Here is a 20,162-nt window from a genome sequence, read left to right as displayed (position 1 = left end):
CTCTTTGTTATTCCGCCGGTACCTCCACAATATAAAAATAAAGAAGCGATTTCACTGTGAGTAATTTCAAATACTACCGCCGAAATTTGAAATTACACGAAGTAGAATTTGAAATTCTGCTGGTCGTATTTGAAATAAGGGTAAAAATAAAAAAGGTGACTCTTGGGAGAGTCACCTTTTAGTCCAATCATATTATACCGGTAAACCAGGTAAAAACTTTGCCATCAATACAACAATCGCAGCTAAGAATACTGCCTTAATAATGAATAAAATGATAATTGGAATAGCTGCTTTCACTTTACTTAATCCTGCTGTAACTTGTAATCCTAACCAAATTAAAACTAAATTCCATAAAGAGAACACTTCGATTGAATTACCGATTCCGTATACAAGTGAGCCTTTCTCAAATAACGGACCTAAACTTGTATACGCAGTTGGTGCAGCACCTAAAATTAAAGCTATAATACCATTAATGAGACCACCAATAATAACAATAATATCCGCGTATACAATAATCATTACTATTTTTTTATAAGAAGTATCATTCCCGTAAAACATCATAAACACTTTATAAATAGCTGCAACAACGAATGTTGCGATCATAACACCTACTGTTCCCCATATCGTACTAGAAACTACATTTGATACAAGCGAGCCCTGTTCTGCAAGTGCACCACCTAATTTCTTTTGCATTTCAATCATCTCAGGTGATGTATACGTAATATACGAATTTAAACCACCTACAAGTCCTTGTAATAGTGCCACTATGAAGAACATGCCCCAAACTTTCTCAGTCGTCTTCATTCTCTCAAACTGTAAGCCAGGAGAAGTCATCATTCCAAACAATGATGGCTTCTCTCCGCCAGCTTTTTGCGTATTCAAATTCGCTTCCATTATAACGCCTCCTTCTATTTATATAACCCGTTCTAACGGGCGGTTCACTTCCTCAACATAGAGGCTACGAACCGCCCACTAGAACGGTAATGTGTAGTAGAGAGCCCCTCTCTACTACACTACTAACTTATTCATAACGTAATGCTTCAATTGGATCTAACTTCGCAGCTTTATTCGCTGGAATTAATCCGAAAATAATACCAAGTGTCATAGAGAATAGTACGCCTCCAACGACAACTTCCCATGAAACGAGTGGTGGCCATTTCGCAAATGTGGAAACGATATATGCTCCGCCATATCCAAGGCCAATTCCAATCAAACCACCTAGAAGCGTTAACATGACTGCTTCAATTAAAAATTGTAATAAAATTTTACTACGCGTTGCCCCAAGCGCTTTACGTATCCCAATTTCGCGCGTACGCTCCGTTACAGATACGAGCATAATATTCATAACACCAATACCACCAACGACTAATGAAATACCCGCAATACCGCCAATGATCATCGTCATGATGCTAGTGACTTTAGAAACATTTTCTTGTAATTCTTTTAAATTCACCAGTTCATATTTACCTGGAATTTCACTTGGCTTACGACTATTTAACACATCAACAGCTTGTTTCCCAGCTGCTTCTAAATCGTCTACATTTTTAGCTTGAATTGCGATATTTTGAATATCATCTGTTCCGAATAAAACAGGCCATAATGTAAGGGGGATTAACGCTTCTTCCATTTCAAATCCCATAAACTCATTATCAGATGTATACACACCAATAATTTGCATTGGCTGCCCCTTCATCTCAATAATTTGTCCAACTGGGTTTACGTCCTTAAATAACGTCTCTTCTGTTTTTGTACTAATCATCACAACGTTATTTGCATGAGAAATATCTGATTCACCTAAAGTACGTCCCTTTACGACCTTTACTTTATTAACCGCAAAATATTCATTATCAAGACCAATAACATTCAGATTCGCTTTTTTATCATTTACATCCAATATCTCTGTTGTCGAATTTGTCGTAATAACATGTGAAACATCTTTCACTTGTTTTACTTCCATAATATCCTCTTCTGTTAACTTTGGTATTTCAAATCCGCCTATAGCAAACTCATCATTCATATCTGGTTTAAATTGAATTGGCATAAGGTTATTACCACCAGAACCTGCGAATTTCGACTTCAGCATCGCTTCCCCGCCTTGCCCAATTGCAACGACAGTAATAATAGAACCAACACCGATAATAATACCGAGCATCGTAAGAGCTGAACGCAGTTTATGAGCTAAAATAGAAGATAGGGCAATTTTTATACTATCTAGTAAACTCATACCGCACACCTTCTATCTTCTGTAATTTTCCCGTCTCGCAGTACAATGCGGCGGGAAGAATACGCTGCTACTTCCTCTTCATGCGTAACCATAACAATCGTTGTACCTTCTGCATTAAGCTTTGTGAAAATATCCATAACTTGCTCACCAGACTTCGTATCAAGCGCACCAGTAGGCTCATCAGCCATAATGAACGTTGGATTATTCGCAATCGACCTTGCAATCGCTACACGCTGCTTCTGTCCACCTGATAATTCATTCGGCAAATGATGAACCCTATCTGACAAACCGACTTTACCAAGCGCTTCCAGAGCCCTTTGACGACGCTCTGCTTTCTTCACACCACCGTATACGAGCGGAAGTTCAACATTTTCGACTGCCGAAAGACGCGGAAGCAAATTAAAGTGCTGAAACACAAATCCAATATATTCATTACGAATTAAAGCAAGCTTTGACTCGTCTGCTGTTAAGATATTCACATCATTCAGCATATATTCGCCTTCTGTTGGACGATCTAAACAACCGATAATATTCATAAGCGTTGATTTACCAGAACCAGACGGTCCCATAATCGAAACGAACTCACCGCTTTGAATCGTTAAACTAATACCGTGCAAAATCGGCACTGCCAATTTTCCTTGATAATACGTTTTAGCAATATTATTTAACGTAATCATTTCTCTTTCACTTCCATTCCGTCATACACGTCGTCGGAAGGATTTTTAACCACCTTTTGCCCCACTTTTGCGCCTTCAACAATCTCTGTCCAATCTCCATCAGTAGAACCTTTTTTCACATTTTGTTTACGAAGCTTCCCTTTCTCCTCAACATAAACAAATGCATCATCGCCTTTTTCTACAATGCTCTTAGTTGGAACAGCAATCATCGTCTTATTCTCTAAACTTACTTGCAGAGAAACGTGATAACCTGGAGATAAACCATCTTGACTATCAAGACTTGCTTTATATGTATATTGGGACATATTTTGAGTCGCTTCACCCATACCACCAGCTTGAGCCATCTCTGCACTCGTTGGGAATTCACTTACCTCTGTAATTTTACCTGTCCACTTCTTCTTACTATTTGCTTTCGCAGTGACAGTAAATGTTTGATCTGGTTGAATTTGTGACTTCTGAAGCTCAGTTAACGTCCCTTGAACTTGGAATGGATCTTTAGACGCCACTTGTAAAAATGCTTTCCCTTGACCACCTAACGCTTGAGATGAACTTTGCGCCGCATCTTTATCTAACTTTTGAACGACACCAGTAAAATTACTATAAATCGTAAGCTCTTTCTGCTTTTTACTTAACTCTTCTTTTTGCAACTTCCCTTTTTCTTTCTCTAGATCAGTTGTCTTTTGCGCCATCTCTAACTCACTTACTTGCTCATCCATCGGATCTGTTACTTCTTTCCCAGCTCCGCTATCCTTTGCCTTCTTAATTTCTTTCTTCAACGAATCAATTTTCTTCTTTCCTTGATCATAACGCATATCTGCCATCTTCTGATCAAGCTCAGCTTGCTTCATTTGCAAGTTAATCTCTTCATTATCATAAGAGAATAACTTCGTACCTTTCTCTACCTCTTGTCCTTCTTTCACTGCAATATCTTTCACTTTTCCTTTAGTCGGATCCGCATAGAAACTTTCAATATTCCCTGGTTTCACCTGACCAGAAATTAACTTCGTATTATTAAGCTTTCGCTCCGTTACCTTCTCAAAGCTCACAGCATCAGCAGATGTTGATGCCCCCTTCTTCTTACCTTGCATAATAAAAATATTAACTGCTGCTACAATAACAATTAGTGCAATAACCCCGATGATAATCCATTTCTTCTTCTTGTTTGGAGTACGAACCGTATTTGGTACCATATTCTCTCTCCTTTTATAACTTAATAGTTTAATATAATAATTGTATAAAACTTTCTGAAAACAGATTACATATTATTACATTCTTTTTACAAAGTTTTACACATCCATTTATATTGTAACAAAAATTCCAATGATTAGAAATATGACATCTTGTCTTTTAAGATAGATTTAAGGAAAGATTATATTAATATAAGAAAAGCCATCCTTTATTAATCAACTCCTTACCAAGATAAATTATTAAAATTATTTTCCTAATTGCACCATTATCATTTTTGTCATATATATTTGACATTTCATTTATCAAATTATAAAATGTCACATATATATGACATTTCTGATGCACGAGGTCTACAATTATTAATAGGAGGTTTATATTTGAATAACGTTAAACAATATCGAAAATCTGAAGGTCTATCGCAGCTAGAATTAGCTAAAAAAGTTAATGTAGCGAGACAGACAATAAACTTAATTGAAAATAATAAATATAACCCCTCTTTAGCCTTATGTATCGAATTAGCAAAAGCACTACAAACAGATTTAAACAGTCTATTTTGGGAGGGAGATTAAATGATGAAAATTGAATGGAAAGAAAGAGTTTATAATAATTTTGTTGGAACAATGAGTGAAAGAGATGAATATCAAAAACAAGAAATCAATAAAGAATTATCTGTAGCTGGAATTGGTTTATGGTGGTTAAATATGTTGGTAATGCTTATTATGTTACTTGTTGATACTATGAACCACACAATATCTATAGGAACTATATTAGTTTTTCTATCTAATATGATTTATGCTAATTATTTAACATTTAAGCTTAAGAAAAAAGGTTTAAATGAGACTGAATGTGCAACAAAAGAAGAGTATTTGCAACATAAGAAAAAATTAAGAAAAGCGGGCTTAAAAGCAGGTGTACTTTGGGGCTTTCAAATGTTTGTTTTTATGAATTATATCCTTCCCTATGTAGGTTCAGAAGAAATCTCTATTTCTTTATTTGATGTTGGGCTTTGGAGTTGCGGCGGTATATTTTTCGGTGTAACTATGTACATGATTGGTTTATTAAACCTAAAAAAATTATACTAATTAACAAAAATCACTTACACATAAAACTGCAATTTTACATACTTTTTGTTTTTGCTAATATAAAAGCTATCCAATATAACAATTGGATAGCTTTTCAAACAAAATATTACGCTACTTTAGTTTTTTTCCCCTCATGTCCATGTTGAACGATGAACAAGAAGATTGTTGATAAAATTGCACCTGTTAATAGTAAGATGAAGCAACCGTCCCAGCCAGAACGATCAACAATAACACCGATTGCTGCGTTTGCTACAAGACTTCCGCCTACATAACCGAACAGACCACACATACCAACTGTCGTACCTACTGCAAATTTCGGTACTAATTCCATCGCACTTAAACCGATTAAGAACTGTGGTACATAAATTAAACAACCGATGATAGAAACTGCAATACTTACAACAAGTATGCTAGTTGCTTGCCAATATACAAACGTACCAATAACAACTCCGACCATACTAATGATGCATAATGGCATACGTTTTCCTTTAAATAATTTATCACTTAAAAGACCAACGATTAATGAACTTGGAATTGCCATACCTTCAAAGATTGCGTACGCCGCGTGTGCTTCATTTTTTGAGAAGCCTTTAACTGTCGTTAAATAAAGTGGAACCCAGTTAATAACACCGAAACGAATTAAATAAACAAATGCATTTGCAATACATAAGAACCATACAAATTTATTTTTCACTACATATTTCATTAAAATTTCTTTTGGTGACATCTTGTTAGCATTATCTGCTTTTTCAAGATTTTCATAGTCATTACGATACTCATCAATTGGAGGAAGACCTTCTGATTCTGGTGTATCCTTCGCATTAATCCAAACAAGAACTGAGATTACCATTGCGATAATCGCTGGGAAAATAAACACGCCGCCTTGCCAATGGTTTTCACCAAAAATAGCTACACCAATTCCGACAAGTGGTGGCACAAGCATTCCGCCAACGTTATGTGAAATATTCCAAATACCTGTTTTCGTACCACGTTCTTTCTTCGAGAACCATTTCGTCATAACGATACTACAAGGTGGTGCTCCCATACCTTGTACAATGCCGTTTAGAACAAGTAATGTAACAATCATTCCAAATGACGATGCAAAACCGAAACAAATATTTACAAGCCCTGATAAGAATAAACCGACTGCGATAAAGCGCTGGGCGAAAGCTTTATCTGACAAATTCCCCATAAAGAACTTACTAAATCCATAAACAATTGCCATGATTGAACCTAGTAGTCCAATTTCAGCTGTACTAAATCCATATTCTTGTACTAAATACGTACTTGATAACGTAAAGTTACTACGAACTAAATAATAAGCAGCATACCCAACTGAAATTCCCATCAATACACGAATACGTAATAATTTGTATACTCGATCAATCATATCCGCTGGCAATCTTTCAATTGCAGGTGCTGGCTTGAGCCATTTAAACATATATTTCCGTCTCCTTTTCTCACTTCTGAGAGAGACGCTGTCTATTCCATATCTCGATTATTCCGCTATTTGATATATTTTGGTTTGTTCTTCTAACCGGCTGTCCTTCTATTTCTTTCTCGTTCTTCGCAAACATCGTTGGTACGCCAAACGAAACCTTTTCTAAAATGTGACCCGCTTCTTCTGATAAACAATAATCAATAAATAAATCCGCAATAATACCATTCGGTGCACGTTTTAGTTTCGAAATCGCATTAACAGATAACCCTGTTTGCTCAGGTACAATACTTACAATTGGAAAGCCTCGTTTTTGAAGCATTCTCTGATCTCCCATGAAATTGATGCCTATCATATACTCACCGCTCGCAACAAGTTCCACTGGTATGTAACCATTCACCGTTACTTCACCAACTTGTCCTGCAAGGTTCTTCACATATTCCTTCGCTTCCACTTCACCTAAAGTATCAATAAGTGATTGAAAAAACGTATATGCTGTTCCTGAGACATTTGGATCTGGCATTACAATCTTTCCCTTATATACTGGATTTAATAAATCTTGCCACCTTGATGGATAAGGAAGTCCGAGCGATGCTATTTCTTCATTCCACCGCTCTTTATTGATTGCAATTGCCAGCTTCTCCACTTCATAACCGTACCAATAACCGTCTTTATCTTTAACAGTTTTTGAAATACGGTTCGCATGCTGATTCGTAACAGGAATAGATAGATTTTTTTGCTTCATCATTTGATGCGCGTCTACCGTACCGCCAATAATAATATCCGCTTTCGGATTTCCAGCTTCCTCTTCTACCCTCCGAAGAAGCTCTTCTGTCGAAAGACGAATAAATTCATACGTACAGCCGCGTGGTTTACAAAATGATGACAGCAAAGCTTCACCAACTTCCTCACGAGCTGCTACATACGCAACAAGATGACGATCATCCAAAATAGGGAGACCATTTTTATTATATTTAATAGAGGTTGTATCTCGAGAGCAACTAGACATCGCTCCTCCAATTACTAGCAAAAAGAAGAAAAAGGCTATCTTTCTCATGACACATTCTCCTTTACAAATACATTTGCGAGGGAGCTTTTCATATACATAACATTCCCGTTATTATCGCCGAGATATTGCACAACAAAGTAAGATGGATATACAGAAATAGTAAGAATGTCTTCCCGCTCATTCTTTATACGCTTCCCTGTTTTATAAGCGGTAATATAAGCAATCGGTTCATTCTGTGATTGTAATAATTTCTGTATTTCTCCGTAATCTGTAATTTGCTTTGCGTACCGAATCGAATCAAGTATGTGCGTAAGATTCATCGCACGTTCTACATCACCTTGGCGTACTATGACATCCTGCGCTGACGCAAAAAAATCACTAATACGTTCTGGTGTGTAATACAGGCTTAACAAATACGTTTGAAATGCTGAAATCATTGGGTCCGTACCATTCTTTCCGTACATATCAGCCCCGTACTGGAACAAGTCACCTACTGCAAAAGTACGTTTATGTCCATTCAAGTACGTTACTTCTCCAGTAAATACTTGTTCTTGATTCTTAGCTTCTCTCGGTTCTATTTGAATTCGGTCAAAGAATGAAACAATCGTATGCAAACGAACTTCATCCGTTATAACAATTTCTCCCCACTTTTCATGCCTAACCTTCATTTCGGTAGGCAGGGATTCATTCACTCTTTGTAAAACAGTTTGTTTGTCATTCACTATTGTGATTCGATTATATATTTGCTTCTCCATCACATAAAACAAAATAAGAGAAACAATTATACAAAGAACAAACATAAGAATTTGAAATGATAGCCTTTTCATTTCTGCCTACCTCCAAGATAAAAAAACGTTGTTTCGAAAATACCGCATAATTGTTTCATAAATGTATCATTTAACCGCTTTCAAGTTTTTTATGTCTTCCATCCGTCTCGGAAGCAAAAATGTAATAAATATTGTAGTACCAATCTCTTCACTACTCTCAATTCGCATACTTCCGCCCTGCTTATTCATAATCTCCTGACAAATATACAAACCGTAACCATTCCCGTAACTAGAAGGCAGTACCTTCCCTTCTGGTACTTCATTCCACTCTGCAAGCACACCTTCATCTATACCAATGCCATCATCATGAACAAAAATCTTTGCCTCACGTTCATTTACAATTACATTCATACGAATTTGCGTAGCATCGCTATATTTTATCGCATTATCCAGCACGTTTAAGAAAATCTGTTTCGTCTTATCGAAATCCGCAACAACATGTACATCTGTTAACTCATTTATCACTTCAATCTCAAATTTCTGCAGACGAGGTTTCACAATTGAAACTGCTTCTTCTGCTAATTCCTTTACATTCACAACTGTAGGTGACACTTCAAACGTACTCTTCCCGTACTTTGAAGACTTAAGCAATTCCTCTACAAGTGATAATAAACGCTCACTCTCTACAGCCACATATCGCAGGCTTTCCTTTACATCTTCCTTCGCCTTTAACTTCGGAATTAAATCCACATAGCCAATAATCGCCGTTAACGGTGTTTTTAGCTCATGCGTAATGCGGTCTAAGAAATCTTTCTGCTTCTCTTTCTCCTCTTTCAATTGCTTAATATGCAGCTCAATTCCATCGGCCATCGCATTAAAAGATGCTGAAAGCTGAGCAATTTCCACATATTCATTTAGCTCAATCTTACTTTTATAATCACCATTCGCAAGCCGCTTTGCCATTTGTCTTAACTGATCAATCGGCTTATGAAGAGACTTCGCCAAACGAATTGCAAAGAAAATACCTGCAGCTACTAGACAAAGAGACGTCATTAAGAACGTCCAGCCAACATTTGTTAAAACTTCCTTCTCACCCGTTAACTCATTTATAAAACGAACACTTCCGATGACATCGTTTCCATAATAAACTGGGCTTGAAAACAAAAGAATTGGAGCTGGGTCTCCCTCTTCAAAAACATACGATTTCTTCCCCTTCAAAGAGCTCTCAATATCAATATTCCGGTGAAGAAGTGCTCCCTTTTGCGTATCCGCAACAACATCTCCATTCTTCCCAATCATCTGTACACGTACATCCATGCGCTTTGCTAAATACGAAGCAATTAAAAGTGAATTTGGGCCGAGCGTCTCGACCTCTGCTTCCTTCTCTAAATAATTCATCGTATAAATTTGTGCTTCTACACTTAACTTCTCTAAAGAATTTGCCGCGTTATGATACATATTCTTTTCTAACGTAATATAAACAACTGCGTACAAAAGAACAAAAATCGGGATTAACAGTCCCACTATTCCAAACACCATATTCCTTTTTAAAGACATACCATCACCACTTAACAATCTAGTTTATAGCCAACGCCATAAATTGTCTTAATATATTCCCCGCTATTCCCTAACTTCTTCCGCAGTCTTTGCACCATAATATCAACCGCTCTCGTATTTCCGATATACTCAAACCCCCATACTTTCTCAAGTAACTCATCTCTCATAAATACACGCTGCGGATTGGAAACAAACAACTGACATAAATTAAACTCTCGGTACGTTAACTGAATTTCTTGTCCACTAACATGCACTTTTCTTTCCTTAGGACAAATCGTTATCTCTCCTGCCCCAATTACTTCATGACTTACCGTTACCTCTGCCTTCTTCACACGCCGCGTCATATTCTTGACCCGAAGAATAAGCTCCGCATAATTAAATGGCTTCGTCACATAATCATCCGCACCAAGCTGCAGACCAAGCAATTTATCATTCATCTGACTCTTTGCAGTTAACATGAGCACTGGAATATCCCTATTCTTCTCACGGAACAAGCGAAGCAACTCATACCCATCTGTATCTGGTAGCATAACATCCAAAATTAATACATCCGGTCCTTCATTCCATTTCTCTAAAGCTTCTCTTCCATCAGCCGCCGTGAGCACTTCATATCCTTCCATCTCCAACTGCATCCGAATCAAATTACGAATACTCGATTCATCATCAACTACAAGTATTTTCATTATTCTCCTCCTTCCATCCTGTCTTATAGTGCAGTTTAGTATAGCAAAAATCCTATAAAAAAAGAGAGGGTATTGTCGAACATATGTTGAACGACAATACCCTCTCTTTCACTTATTATATTTTATTTAGAATACCCATTAGGTTGCTTCTGATGCCAATTCCAAGCATGCTCAATGATTGTCTTCACATTTACATACTGAGGATCCCATCCTAGCTTCTCTTTCGCTTTCTGAGAAGAAGCAACTAAACGTGCTGGATCTCCCGCACGACGTGGCGCTACTTCAGCTGGAATTTCATGATTTGTAACTTCACGAACTGCATCAACGATTTCTTTTACACTGAAACCATTACCATTTCCTAAGTTATAGAAATCACTCTCTCCGCCGTTCTGTAGGTCTTTAAGTCCTAAGAAGTGAGCTGCCACTAAATCTTCAACATGAATATAATCACGGATACAAGTACCATCTGGTGTATTATAATCATCACCAAACATCATAATCTTCTCACGTTGACCTAACGCCACTTGCAGCACAAGAGGAATTAAATGCGTCTCTGGGCGGTGATCTTCCCCAATAATACCATTTGGAGTTGCACCAGCCACGTTAAAGTATCTGAAAATCTTATAACGTAAATTAGAAGCTTGGCTATACCAATGAAGCATCTTCTCGATTGCTAACTTCGTTTCTCCATACGTATTCGTTGGATTTGTCATCGTTTCCTCAGTAATAAGGTCTACATCTACCTCACCATACGTCGCCGCAGTAGAAGAGAAAATAAACTTATCTACCTTAAACTCATCCATTACCTCTAATAAGCAAAGTGCACCATACACATTGTTATTATAATATTGAAGAGGCTTCTCCATACTAACTCCAACTAAAGAATCAGCTGCGAAATGCATAACCGCCTCAATATTCTCTTGTTTAAAAACATCTCTTAAAAATGCTTTATCACGAAGGTCGCCATTATAAAATTTCGCACCTTCCGTAATTGCATCCTCATGACCAGTTTGTAAGTTATCTACTACTACTACAGATAAACCTTCGTCTACTAATTTTTTCACAGCGTGAGAACCGATATAACCAGCTCCGCCGCAGATTAGAATTGAATTCATCGTCTTCCTCCTACATATATTAGGATTTCTTATTCACTTACTTATTATAAAAGGTATACGATTGCTCGTATACCTTTTGTGTACCTTTATTACTTAGCAACGAAATAATCCGTTACATATTGTGCCCAGACTTCATGTCCTTTAGCACTTGGGAAACCGAATTCTGTCTAAAGAAGTTGGGCCATTGCTTATTACTTAGTCACTTCAAGATGCGTTCTTAATTTATTCGATAAATCTTGTTTTGCTGCATCTGGAACATAGTAGTACCAAATACCATTAGCAGCCTTGTGACCGTCACCCGGGATTTGGATATCCTCACTATTTTTCAAGCAATCTTTATAGTTCTTTTGCATATCAAACATTTGATCTTGCGTTAAGTTTGTCTTCACATTCTTTTGAATTGCTGCTAATACATCTCCATAACCTGTTAAAGAAGAGAAGCTTGCACCCTTCTTAATAACAGCCTGCATTACTTGACGCTGACGCATTTGACGTCCAAAGTCGCCGCGTGGGTCTTCTTTACGCATACGTGTGTATGCTAGAGCTTGGTCACCTGTTAAATGAATATTCCCTTTTTGGAAGTGCTTCCCTTCTAGAGAGAATTCCAAATCATTATTTACATCTACCCCACCGACTGCATCAACGATATCTTTAAAGCCTTCCATGTTCACTTCAATATAATAATTAATAGGAACATTCAAGAAGTTTTCTACGGTCGCTACAGACATATCTACTCCGCCGAATGCATAAGCATGATTGATTTTATCGCTTTTACCTTTTCCAACAATTTCTGTATAAGTATCACGAGGAATACTTACTGTTTTCATAGAGTTATTTTTAGGATTTAATGTAATTACCATTAAAGAGTCTGAACGCCCTTTATCATTACCGCGCTCGTCTGCCCCTAGTAGTAAAATTGACACTGGTTCACTCTTGCTAACTTTTTCTCCAACGTTACTGTTGTTCTGATCACGTTTTAAAGGTTGATGAACTTCCTTTAATGTATTAGATACAGAAGAATATACATTATAGGCATAAATTCCTCCACCTATGATTAGTACTCCAAGAATACCGAGTACCCAAAATAAAATTTTCTTTTTCATTATTGTAACCTTCTTTCCTAAGCCTAACTTACAATACATATAAATCCTATTATACAAAAAAAAAACTTAATACAACCAAATAATATAGCAATCCACAAAAAATAGACAAACAACAATTATATATTGTTATTTGTCTATCACATATCTTAATATATTTATTCTTTCTTGTCACCAAGCGCAAACGTGATTTCTGTCTCACAAGCAATTTCACCATCTACAGTAGCAATTGCTTTTCCTTTTCCAATCGCTCCACGTACACGTGTCATTTCAACTTCTAAACGAAGTTGGTCACCTGGACGGACTTGTCGTTTAAAACGGCAATTATCGATGCCTGCGAAGAATGCTAAGCGACCACGGTTCTCTTCTTTCTTCAACATAGCAACAGCGCCAACTTGTGCTAAAGCCTCTACAATTAAAACACCTGGCATTACAGGATAATCTGGAAAATGTCCATTAAAAAATTCTTCATTAGCTGTAACATTCTTTATCCCAATAGCACGCTTTCCTTCTTCTACTTCTAAAACTTTATCCACTAGTAGAAATGGATAGCGATGAGGAATTATTTCTTTAATTTGTTGAATATCTAGCATACACTTCTCTCCTTAAACAAGATTGGTCATACCACCAGAAGTTATACTATCATTATCCCATTTTAAATCTCATTTGTCATTATAAAAAAGGATTTCAAGATTTCTCTTTTAAATAAAAAAATGTATACACTCTTTTCAATATGTATTATCACTGACACGGAGGTTGAAAAGAGTGTATACCCAAGTTAGGGAAAGGCAAATTATATCAAATATATTAAGCCTTAATGTCGTATTCAAGATTTATTATATATGACAAAAATAAGAAATTAAAACCTAATTTTCGACCTTTTTCGTATTAATTCCCTAATATTACTCAGGATTTCTCTATTTTCCTTACATTCTCTTAAATGTGATATTTAGAAATATAAATTTTAATGAAAAATTATTAAAATAAAAACAAAAACTCTTGTAATAGAATTTACACACTAATATTATAATAGAATGAATATAGGATTTTACCCTAATTATTCAAATACCTTTTAGAAAGGAATGCAAAAATGGCAAAAGGTATACATACTATAGAGTTAAATGCTTCACCAAATCAAATTTGGAAATTTATTAGTGATATAAACAATTGGGCTCCACTAGTCGCAGGCTATGTTAAACATAAAATTATTGATGACAAACATTCAACTTGGCGTTTGCACGGTGATTTAGGATTTATTAAACGCGACGTTAGTCTCAATGTTGAAATTATTGAATGGCAAATGCCTGATAAAATTAGCTTTACGATGACTTCTCCAACAAAAAAATTAGTTGGTAGCGGCTTTTTTCTTGCTGAATCAACCTCTCCTTCTACTACAAAAGTAACAAGTCAGTTAGAATTGCGAACAACTGGTAAGGGGGCCTTTGTTTTTAACGGCGCAATAAAACCATTTGTCCCTAAAATGACAAAGCACCTTTCTAAAAAAGTGGCAGATAAATTAATGAAACAGTTATAAAAAACCATCTCAGAAATTTATTTTACAATAAATTTCCGGGATGTTTTTTTTGTAAAAGTTAATTATTAACCATTTCTGTTTTAAATAATTTCTCCATATAGCTTAATAATTCATTCTTTAACTCATCATGCTGTAATGCCATTTCAATTGTTGTCTGAATAAATCCAAGCTTCTCTCCAACGTCGTATCGCTTTCCTTCGAAATCATAAGCAAATACTCTTTGTATCTCATTTAAACGCTGAATAGCATCCGTCAACTGAATCTCTCCACCTGCTCCTGTTTGTTGGTTCTCTAGGAACATGAAGATCTCAGGTGTTAGTACATAGCGTCCCATAATCGCTAAATTAGATGGCGCTGTTCCTTTAGCTGGCTTTTCTACAAACTTACTAACTTGATAACTACGACCATTTTGTACTAGCGGATCAATAATACCATAGCGATGTGTTTCCGTTTCCGGAACAGTTTGAACGCCGATTACCGATGATTGTGTTGCCTCATATTGATCCATTAATTGGCGTAAACATGGCGTTTCAGCTTGTACAATATCATCCCCCAGTAAAACAGCGAATGGCTCATTACCAATAAACTTACGAGCACACCATACAGCATGACCTAAGCCTTTCGGTTCTTTTTGACGAATATAGTGGATATTAATTTTGGAAGACTCTTGCACCTTCTTAAGGATTTCATGCTTACCCTTTTCTAGTAAGCTCTGTTCCAACTCAAAAGAATGATCAAAGTGATCCTCAATAGCACGCTTCCCTTTTCCAGTTACGATAATAATATCTTCAATTCCAGATTGAATCGCTTCTTCTACAATGTATTGAATTGTTGGCTTATCAACAATTGGTAACATTTCCTTTGGCATTGCTTTAGTTGCTGGTAGAAAACGAGTTCCTAGTCCAGCTGCTGGGATAATAGCTTTTTTTACTGTTTTCAATGATAATCCTCCTAAAAACATCTAAATATTACACATTTAATTATAGTAATAAAATTTAATACTTTGAAATATCTAAGATTGATATTGTATTAATTGTAGAACCCATTAAAGAAAAGTTAAAATCAAATTTATTTGATCGATAAATCAATAGTGAATCGTCTTCAGCTTTTAATTGCGCTTCACCTAATGTTTCAAATAAATTTTCTTTTGATATTTTCATATTTTTAATATTTATCTTCTGAACAATCAATTGTTTGTTATATACTATATCAACATCTTTATATTGAACTAATGTTCCAGCTGCTAACTGTTCCTCATTTTGTGAATTACCTAGTGTATTGATTATTTCTTCTTTAGTCTTTCCTAAAAAAGCAAGGTACTCTTCTAAATTTGGGGTAATTCCCTCTATTTGTTTTAATTCCCCTAAAAACTTGTTATAAGATATCGCTTGATTATACGGGATTGATTTAACTATGGATTCACTAATCCATCCCTCTTCCCCGTTTTCTAATGTGAGTTTTAACCAATTAATATCTGATTCTATCTCTTTTTGTTGTTCTTTTACAATAAACGGCGTTCCAAATAATATCGTCCCTACTACCTGTCCATCTAAATTCGGCTTACTTCTAACACGACCTTTTGCAGAATTTACATAACGGACGTCTAAAGTTGCAAGCGGGTTCTTTTCCTTTTTAGGAACCTCCTCCTTATCTATTGGCTCTTTTTTCTGTTCTTTCGCCTGTAGGGAATGTAAAATATTATCCTTTTGCCAGTAAATTATCCCACCAAGCATCATCAATAATATAAAAACGCTTAAGAACTTTCGACTCTTTTTCTTTTTTATATGATGCGAGCTTTGTTTTCTTAATAATGATACATAATCTACAGCTTGAGCTTCATTCTCACTTTTCGCAGCTTCATTTTTTATTAAAGTTTTACCTGCCTGTTTCTCCATTGATTCCTTTTTAAACTTCTGCTGTTCTTCTTTACTCATAGCCTTGTACTCTTTTAAGAAGTTCTCATATTTCGGCATAATTTCTTGAATTGGACCATAATCTTTAATTTCTCCATATTCTAACCATAAAGCCTTTGTACAGAACTTTTTTACTTGTCCCAAAGAGTGACTTACAAAAAAGATAGTTTTCCCTTGTTCTTTAAACTCATTCATACGTGTCAAACATTTATCAGCAAATGTTTGATCACCTACTGAAAGTGCCTCATCAATTACAAGGACGTCTGGATTAATACTTACTGAAATAGCAAAACCTAAACGAGATTTCATTCCACTTGAGTACTTCTTGACTGGCATATCAATAAATTTTCCAATATCGGCAAATTCAATGATTTCCGGTGTCAACTTCTCAATTTTTTCTTTACTTAATCCCATCATCAAACATTTTAATTCAATATTTTCCCTACCGGAAAGTTGATTGTTCAGCCCAGCTGCAATAGCAATAAGTGCAACTTTTCCTTTAATATCAATTTTCCCTTTTGTAGGAGGTGTAATTCCAGCAATTAAATTTGACATCGTCGATTTTCCTGATCCATTCACCCCGACAATACCAATTACATCACCTTTTTGAGCTACAAACTCTAAATTTCTTAGTGCATAGAAATCTTCGCCAAATCCTCCAGGATATACGATATCCTTAAGTTTATCTGAATTTTTACTGTGCATTTTGTATTTTTTTGTTACATTATGAAACCTGACTGATTCATTCATTTTTTACAACCCTCATTATAGATAATCTGCAAAATGCTTTCTAAATTTCACATGTAATGTTGAGCCAATTAAAAAAGTAATAAAAACAAATCCCCAAAAATACAATGTATAATTTATATCTTGAAAGAACCAATTTGTCCCTAATAAAGACGCTCGGTATCCATCAACAATATAACAAAAAGGATTTAATTTCATAATCTTTTGGAAAATAGTTGGTAATCTTTCAGGAGTCCATAATATAGGAGTCAAATATAATAACATTCTCATAATTGATTGCACAATCATTTGAGTATCCCTTACTATTGTCGCTAAAGTGGATGTAATTAGAGACAATGAGAATACTAGCATCAGCGTCGCAAACATATAATAAATAAGCTGAATATAGTGAATAGAAATCCCTTGTCCTGTTACTAAAAATAAAATTGTTATAACTCCTACAAGGATTACATGCGAATAGAAATTAGACATGATTACAAAGCTTGGAATAACACTCATGGGGAAATTCATTTTTGAAACCATGTTCAGCCTCGTATAAATCGATTTAGAAGCTTGCATCATTGCCGGATTTATAAAAAACCATACAACTAACCCTGCAGATAACCAATAAACGAAGGAGACCCCATCAACACCTTGTCCCCCTCTAATACCAAAGCCGAAAACAAACCAATAAATACTCATCTGTATTATTGGATTCAAAAATTCCCAAAAGAGCCCTAAATAATTATTATTATTTGTAGTTTTCACTTGATAAATAGATAAGCGTTTAATTAAATATAAACTGCTTATCTGTTCTTTCAATACCATGACCATTGATTTCATCTTTACTATGCCTCTCCGAAAAATATTTTCCTTACAGTTCGTTTAGAAGCACCACCATCTTCTAAATAACAATACTTATTATAGAAACTATCGTATTTCTCTGCAAATTCTCCTAATCCATTCGATTCATACTTTACTATTTCTCTTAATACTTCTCTTGTATTCTTTACAATTGGGCCAGGAGCTTCTTCCTCCAAATTAAAGTAAAATCCTCTTAATTTATCTCGATAAGAATCAATATCATACGTATAGAAAATAATTGGGCGTTTTAAATTTGCATAATCAAAAAAGACTGAAGAATAATCTGTAATTAACATATCAGATATTACATATAGTTCATTAATATCGACATGCTTAGAAAAATCATAAACAAACCCTTTATATTTAACTAAATCAAATTTTTCCGCTATTAAATAATGCATACGTAATAAAATAATATACTCGGTTCCTAATTTACTTTGTAAGAGATCCAAATCTAATTGTAAATCCAATTTATATTTTCCCTTACTATAAAATTGATCATCTCTCCATGTTGGTGCATATAAAATAATTTTTTTATCTATCGGTAAGTTATTCTTTTTCTTTAAGAGCTCTACTCCTGAAGAATTATTACTCTGATATAAAAAATCATTACGTGGATAACCAACTTCTACAACTTCCTTTTCAAATTGGAATGCTCTTCTAAAGATGTCCGTAGAATAGTTATTGGGCGAAAGTAGGTAATCCCAATTTTGCGCTTCCTGATGAAAATTATGCTTATATTTTTCAGTTGTTGTACCTGGCATATGTACCTCTTTCATATCACCAGCTAATTTCTTTAATGGCGTACCATGCCAAGTTTGGATATATACCGTATGTTTTGGTTTAGGTAACCATAAAGGCATTCTACTATTTGTCACCCAATACTTTGAGCGTGCCAACACGATAAACCAACGAATGGAGAACCTTTTCACATATGGAATCCCATATTTTTCAAATCTATCCTTATATGTTTTATTCACACTCCATACCATTTCAAAATCCATATTATTTTTTAATATATGTTCATATATGGCCCTTGGATTACAACTATATTGTTTTCCAGAATAACTTTCAAACAAGATCATTTTTTTTCTTGGCGGTAAATAACTACAAAATAAAAAGATTGCTTTACATATCTTTTTAACTATCCGATGATTTTTTATTTTCCTTATAAAACCCATCTGTTTTGCACACCTTCTAATTCATTTATCTCACATAACTGTAATTATATTATTGTAAAATCTCACCTTTTCCGTTTCTCCCCATAAGCATATCTACTTCTTCTTTTGCGTTCTTCCCATTAAAAAGAACATTATATATCGCATTAGTAATTGGCATTTCAACATTAACTTTTTTAGCTAAATGATATGCTGCCTCCGCTGTACGTACGCCTTCAACAACCATCCCCATATTTTCTAACACTTCATCTAAATTATGACCTTTTCCAAGTAAATTTCCTGCTCTCCAATTTCGGCTATGAATACTCGTACAAGTCACAATCAAATCACCAACACCTGTTAAACCTGCAAAAGTAAGCGGGTTTGCCCCCATTTCACATCCCAAACGTGTAATCTCCGTTAAACCACGTGAAATTAAGGCTGCCTTTGCATTATCTCCGTAGCCAAGTCCATCTGAAATACCAGCTCCCAGAGCGATAATATTTTTCAATGCCCCCCCTAATTCAACACCAATCACATCTCGATTTGTATATACTCGAAAATTATTATTCATAAATAATCTTTGTATTTCCTCTGCAGCTTGTAGATGGTAAGAAGCTGCAGTTACCGTCGTAGGATGGCGAAGGCTTACTTCTTCTGCATGACTTGGCCCAGAAAGAACAACGATGCTCTCAACTAACTCTTTTGGCATCTCTTCTTCAATCATTTCCGAAATACGTTTAAATGATCCAGGCTCAATTCCCTTACTCGCATGGATAACTGTTATTGGCTGTTTTACAATAGATTTCAAGTTCCCTATAACATCACGAATTGCTTTTGTTGGTACAACCAGTAACACTGTATTGACTCCATCCATCGCCTCTTCTAAAGACTCATATCCTTTTATTCCTTTGGATAATTGAATTCCTGGTAAGTAAGTTTCATTTGTATGTTTCTCATTAATCTCTTGAATCTGTTTCTTATTATTCCCAAAAATCCGTACTTCATGTCCGTTATCTGTGAGAACCATAGATAGAGCAGTTCCCCAACTTCCGGCTCCTATAACTGTAATTTCCTCCATTTTTCCCGTCCTCTACTAATTATTCACTATATTTTATATAAAAGGCT

The 20,162-nt window shown here is 35.4% G+C and carries 20 protein-coding genes; 3 read left to right on the top strand and 17 right to left on the bottom strand.

Going from position 1 to position 20,162, the window contains the following annotated elements:
* Positions 1-192: 192 nt before the first annotated feature.
* The 4 genes from yknW to AC1DMU_RS16435 all read right to left on the bottom strand — a co-directional run bounded on the left by yknW (position 193) and on the right by AC1DMU_RS16435 (position 4,091).
* Positions 193-894 (bottom strand): YknW family membrane protein, encoded by a 702-nt coding sequence (yknW, locus tag AC1DMU_RS16450; RefSeq protein ID WP_088064835.1) that lies wholly within the window; start codon positions 892-894, stop codon positions 193-195.
* A 127-nt stretch (positions 895-1,021) separates the two neighbouring features.
* On the bottom strand, positions 1,022-2,224 hold the full coding sequence (locus AC1DMU_RS16445; protein ID WP_061679380.1) for an ABC transporter permease: 1,203 nt from the start codon (positions 2,222-2,224) through the stop codon (positions 1,022-1,024).
* On the bottom strand, positions 2,221-2,901 hold the full coding sequence (locus tag AC1DMU_RS16440) for an ABC transporter ATP-binding protein (protein WP_000631628.1): 681 nt from the start codon (positions 2,899-2,901) through the stop codon (positions 2,221-2,223). Before AC1DMU_RS16440 ends, AC1DMU_RS16445 begins: the two co-directional genes overlap by 4 nt.
* The gene (locus tag AC1DMU_RS16435; RefSeq protein WP_088064836.1) at positions 2,898-4,091 is read right to left on the bottom strand and encodes an efflux RND transporter periplasmic adaptor subunit; all 1,194 of its coding nucleotides are present in this window, start codon (positions 4,089-4,091) and stop codon (positions 2,898-2,900) included. Before AC1DMU_RS16435 ends, AC1DMU_RS16440 begins: the two co-directional genes overlap by 4 nt.
* 375 nt (positions 4,092-4,466) lie before the next feature.
* Here AC1DMU_RS16435 and AC1DMU_RS16430 point away from each other — a divergent pair, with 375 nt between their 5' ends.
* Both AC1DMU_RS16430 and AC1DMU_RS16425 read left to right on the top strand, forming a co-directional pair.
* Positions 4,467-4,658, top strand: coding sequence for a helix-turn-helix transcriptional regulator (locus AC1DMU_RS16430; protein WP_088064837.1), 192 nt, complete (start codon positions 4,467-4,469; stop codon positions 4,656-4,658).
* A complete protein-coding gene (locus AC1DMU_RS16425; RefSeq protein ID WP_048560327.1) occupies positions 4,659-5,171 on the top strand; it encodes a DUF3278 domain-containing protein in 513 nt (170 codons plus the stop codon).
* Positions 5,172-5,277: 106 nt separating this feature from the next.
* Here the strand turns inward: AC1DMU_RS16425 and pgtP are convergent, their stop codons facing one another.
* From pgtP to fabZ, 8 genes are all read right to left on the bottom strand, one after another.
* Positions 5,278-6,612, bottom strand: coding sequence for an MFS transporter (pgtP, locus tag AC1DMU_RS16420; RefSeq protein ID WP_088064838.1), 1,335 nt, complete (start codon positions 6,610-6,612; stop codon positions 5,278-5,280).
* A 19-nt stretch (positions 6,613-6,631) separates the two neighbouring features.
* A complete protein-coding gene (locus tag AC1DMU_RS16415; protein WP_215558977.1) occupies positions 6,632-7,666 on the bottom strand; it encodes an ABC transporter substrate-binding protein in 1,035 nt (344 codons plus the stop codon).
* The gene (locus tag AC1DMU_RS16410; protein WP_088064840.1) at positions 7,663-8,445 is read right to left on the bottom strand and encodes a DUF3919 family protein; all 783 of its coding nucleotides are present in this window, start codon (positions 8,443-8,445) and stop codon (positions 7,663-7,665) included. The genes AC1DMU_RS16415 and AC1DMU_RS16410 overlap by 4 nt, the downstream gene beginning before the upstream one ends.
* Positions 8,446-8,511: 66 nt before the next feature.
* The gene (locus tag AC1DMU_RS16405) at positions 8,512-9,942 is read right to left on the bottom strand and encodes a HAMP domain-containing sensor histidine kinase (protein WP_088064841.1); all 1,431 of its coding nucleotides are present in this window, start codon (positions 9,940-9,942) and stop codon (positions 8,512-8,514) included.
* An 11-nt stretch (positions 9,943-9,953) separates the two neighbouring features.
* Positions 9,954-10,625 carry a response regulator transcription factor gene (locus tag AC1DMU_RS16400; RefSeq protein ID WP_064476140.1) on the bottom strand — a complete coding sequence of 224 codons (672 nt, stop codon included), beginning with the start codon at positions 10,623-10,625 and terminating at the stop codon, positions 9,954-9,956.
* A gap of 122 nt (positions 10,626-10,747) precedes the next feature.
* The gene (gene galE, locus AC1DMU_RS16395; RefSeq protein WP_088064842.1) at positions 10,748-11,740 is read right to left on the bottom strand and encodes a UDP-glucose 4-epimerase GalE; all 993 of its coding nucleotides are present in this window, start codon (positions 11,738-11,740) and stop codon (positions 10,748-10,750) included.
* A gap of 191 nt (positions 11,741-11,931) precedes the next feature.
* A complete protein-coding gene (gene tagU, locus AC1DMU_RS16390; RefSeq protein WP_088064843.1) occupies positions 11,932-12,843 on the bottom strand; it encodes a polyisoprenyl-teichoic acid--peptidoglycan teichoic acid transferase TagU in 912 nt (303 codons plus the stop codon).
* A 155-nt stretch (positions 12,844-12,998) separates the two neighbouring features.
* Entirely contained in the window at positions 12,999-13,433 is a 435-nt protein-coding gene (gene fabZ / locus AC1DMU_RS16385) for a 3-hydroxyacyl-ACP dehydratase FabZ (protein ID WP_000884318.1), read from the bottom strand.
* A 497-nt stretch (positions 13,434-13,930) separates the two neighbouring features.
* Between fabZ and AC1DMU_RS16380 the strand changes: the two genes are divergently transcribed.
* A complete protein-coding gene (locus tag AC1DMU_RS16380) occupies positions 13,931-14,374 on the top strand; it encodes an SRPBCC family protein (protein ID WP_088064844.1) in 444 nt (147 codons plus the stop codon).
* A 58-nt stretch (positions 14,375-14,432) separates the two neighbouring features.
* Here AC1DMU_RS16380 and galU read toward each other — a convergent pair whose 3' ends face one another.
* Genes galU through AC1DMU_RS16355 form a run of 5 tightly spaced genes read right to left on the bottom strand, consistent with a single transcriptional unit; the run spans position 14,433 to position 20,115 of the window.
* Positions 14,433-15,314: a UTP--glucose-1-phosphate uridylyltransferase GalU gene (gene galU, locus AC1DMU_RS16375; protein ID WP_088064845.1), complete on the bottom strand. Its 882-nt coding sequence runs from the start codon at positions 15,312-15,314 to the stop codon at positions 14,433-14,435.
* Between the two features lie 55 nt (positions 15,315-15,369).
* A complete protein-coding gene (gene tagH, locus AC1DMU_RS16370; protein WP_088064846.1) occupies positions 15,370-17,037 on the bottom strand; it encodes a teichoic acids export ABC transporter ATP-binding subunit TagH in 1,668 nt (555 codons plus the stop codon).
* A gap of 15 nt (positions 17,038-17,052) precedes the next feature.
* Positions 17,053-17,856: an ABC transporter permease gene (locus tag AC1DMU_RS16365; RefSeq protein ID WP_088064847.1), complete on the bottom strand. Its 804-nt coding sequence runs from the start codon at positions 17,854-17,856 to the stop codon at positions 17,053-17,055.
* A 5-nt stretch (positions 17,857-17,861) separates the two neighbouring features.
* Complete coding sequence (locus tag AC1DMU_RS16360; protein ID WP_088064848.1) at positions 17,862-19,058, bottom strand: CDP-glycerol glycerophosphotransferase family protein; 1,197 nt, start codon at positions 19,056-19,058, stop codon at positions 17,862-17,864.
* A gap of 49 nt (positions 19,059-19,107) precedes the next feature.
* On the bottom strand, positions 19,108-20,115 hold the full coding sequence (locus AC1DMU_RS16355) for an NAD(P)H-dependent glycerol-3-phosphate dehydrogenase (RefSeq protein ID WP_088064849.1): 1,008 nt from the start codon (positions 20,113-20,115) through the stop codon (positions 19,108-19,110).
* Positions 20,116-20,162 lie beyond the last annotated feature (47 nt).

The sequence above is a fragment of the Bacillus sp. 01N45 genome (assembly GCF_056399205.1).
The sequence above is the reverse complement of the archived record's forward strand: the minus strand, read 5'-3'. Positions and strand labels throughout refer to the sequence as shown.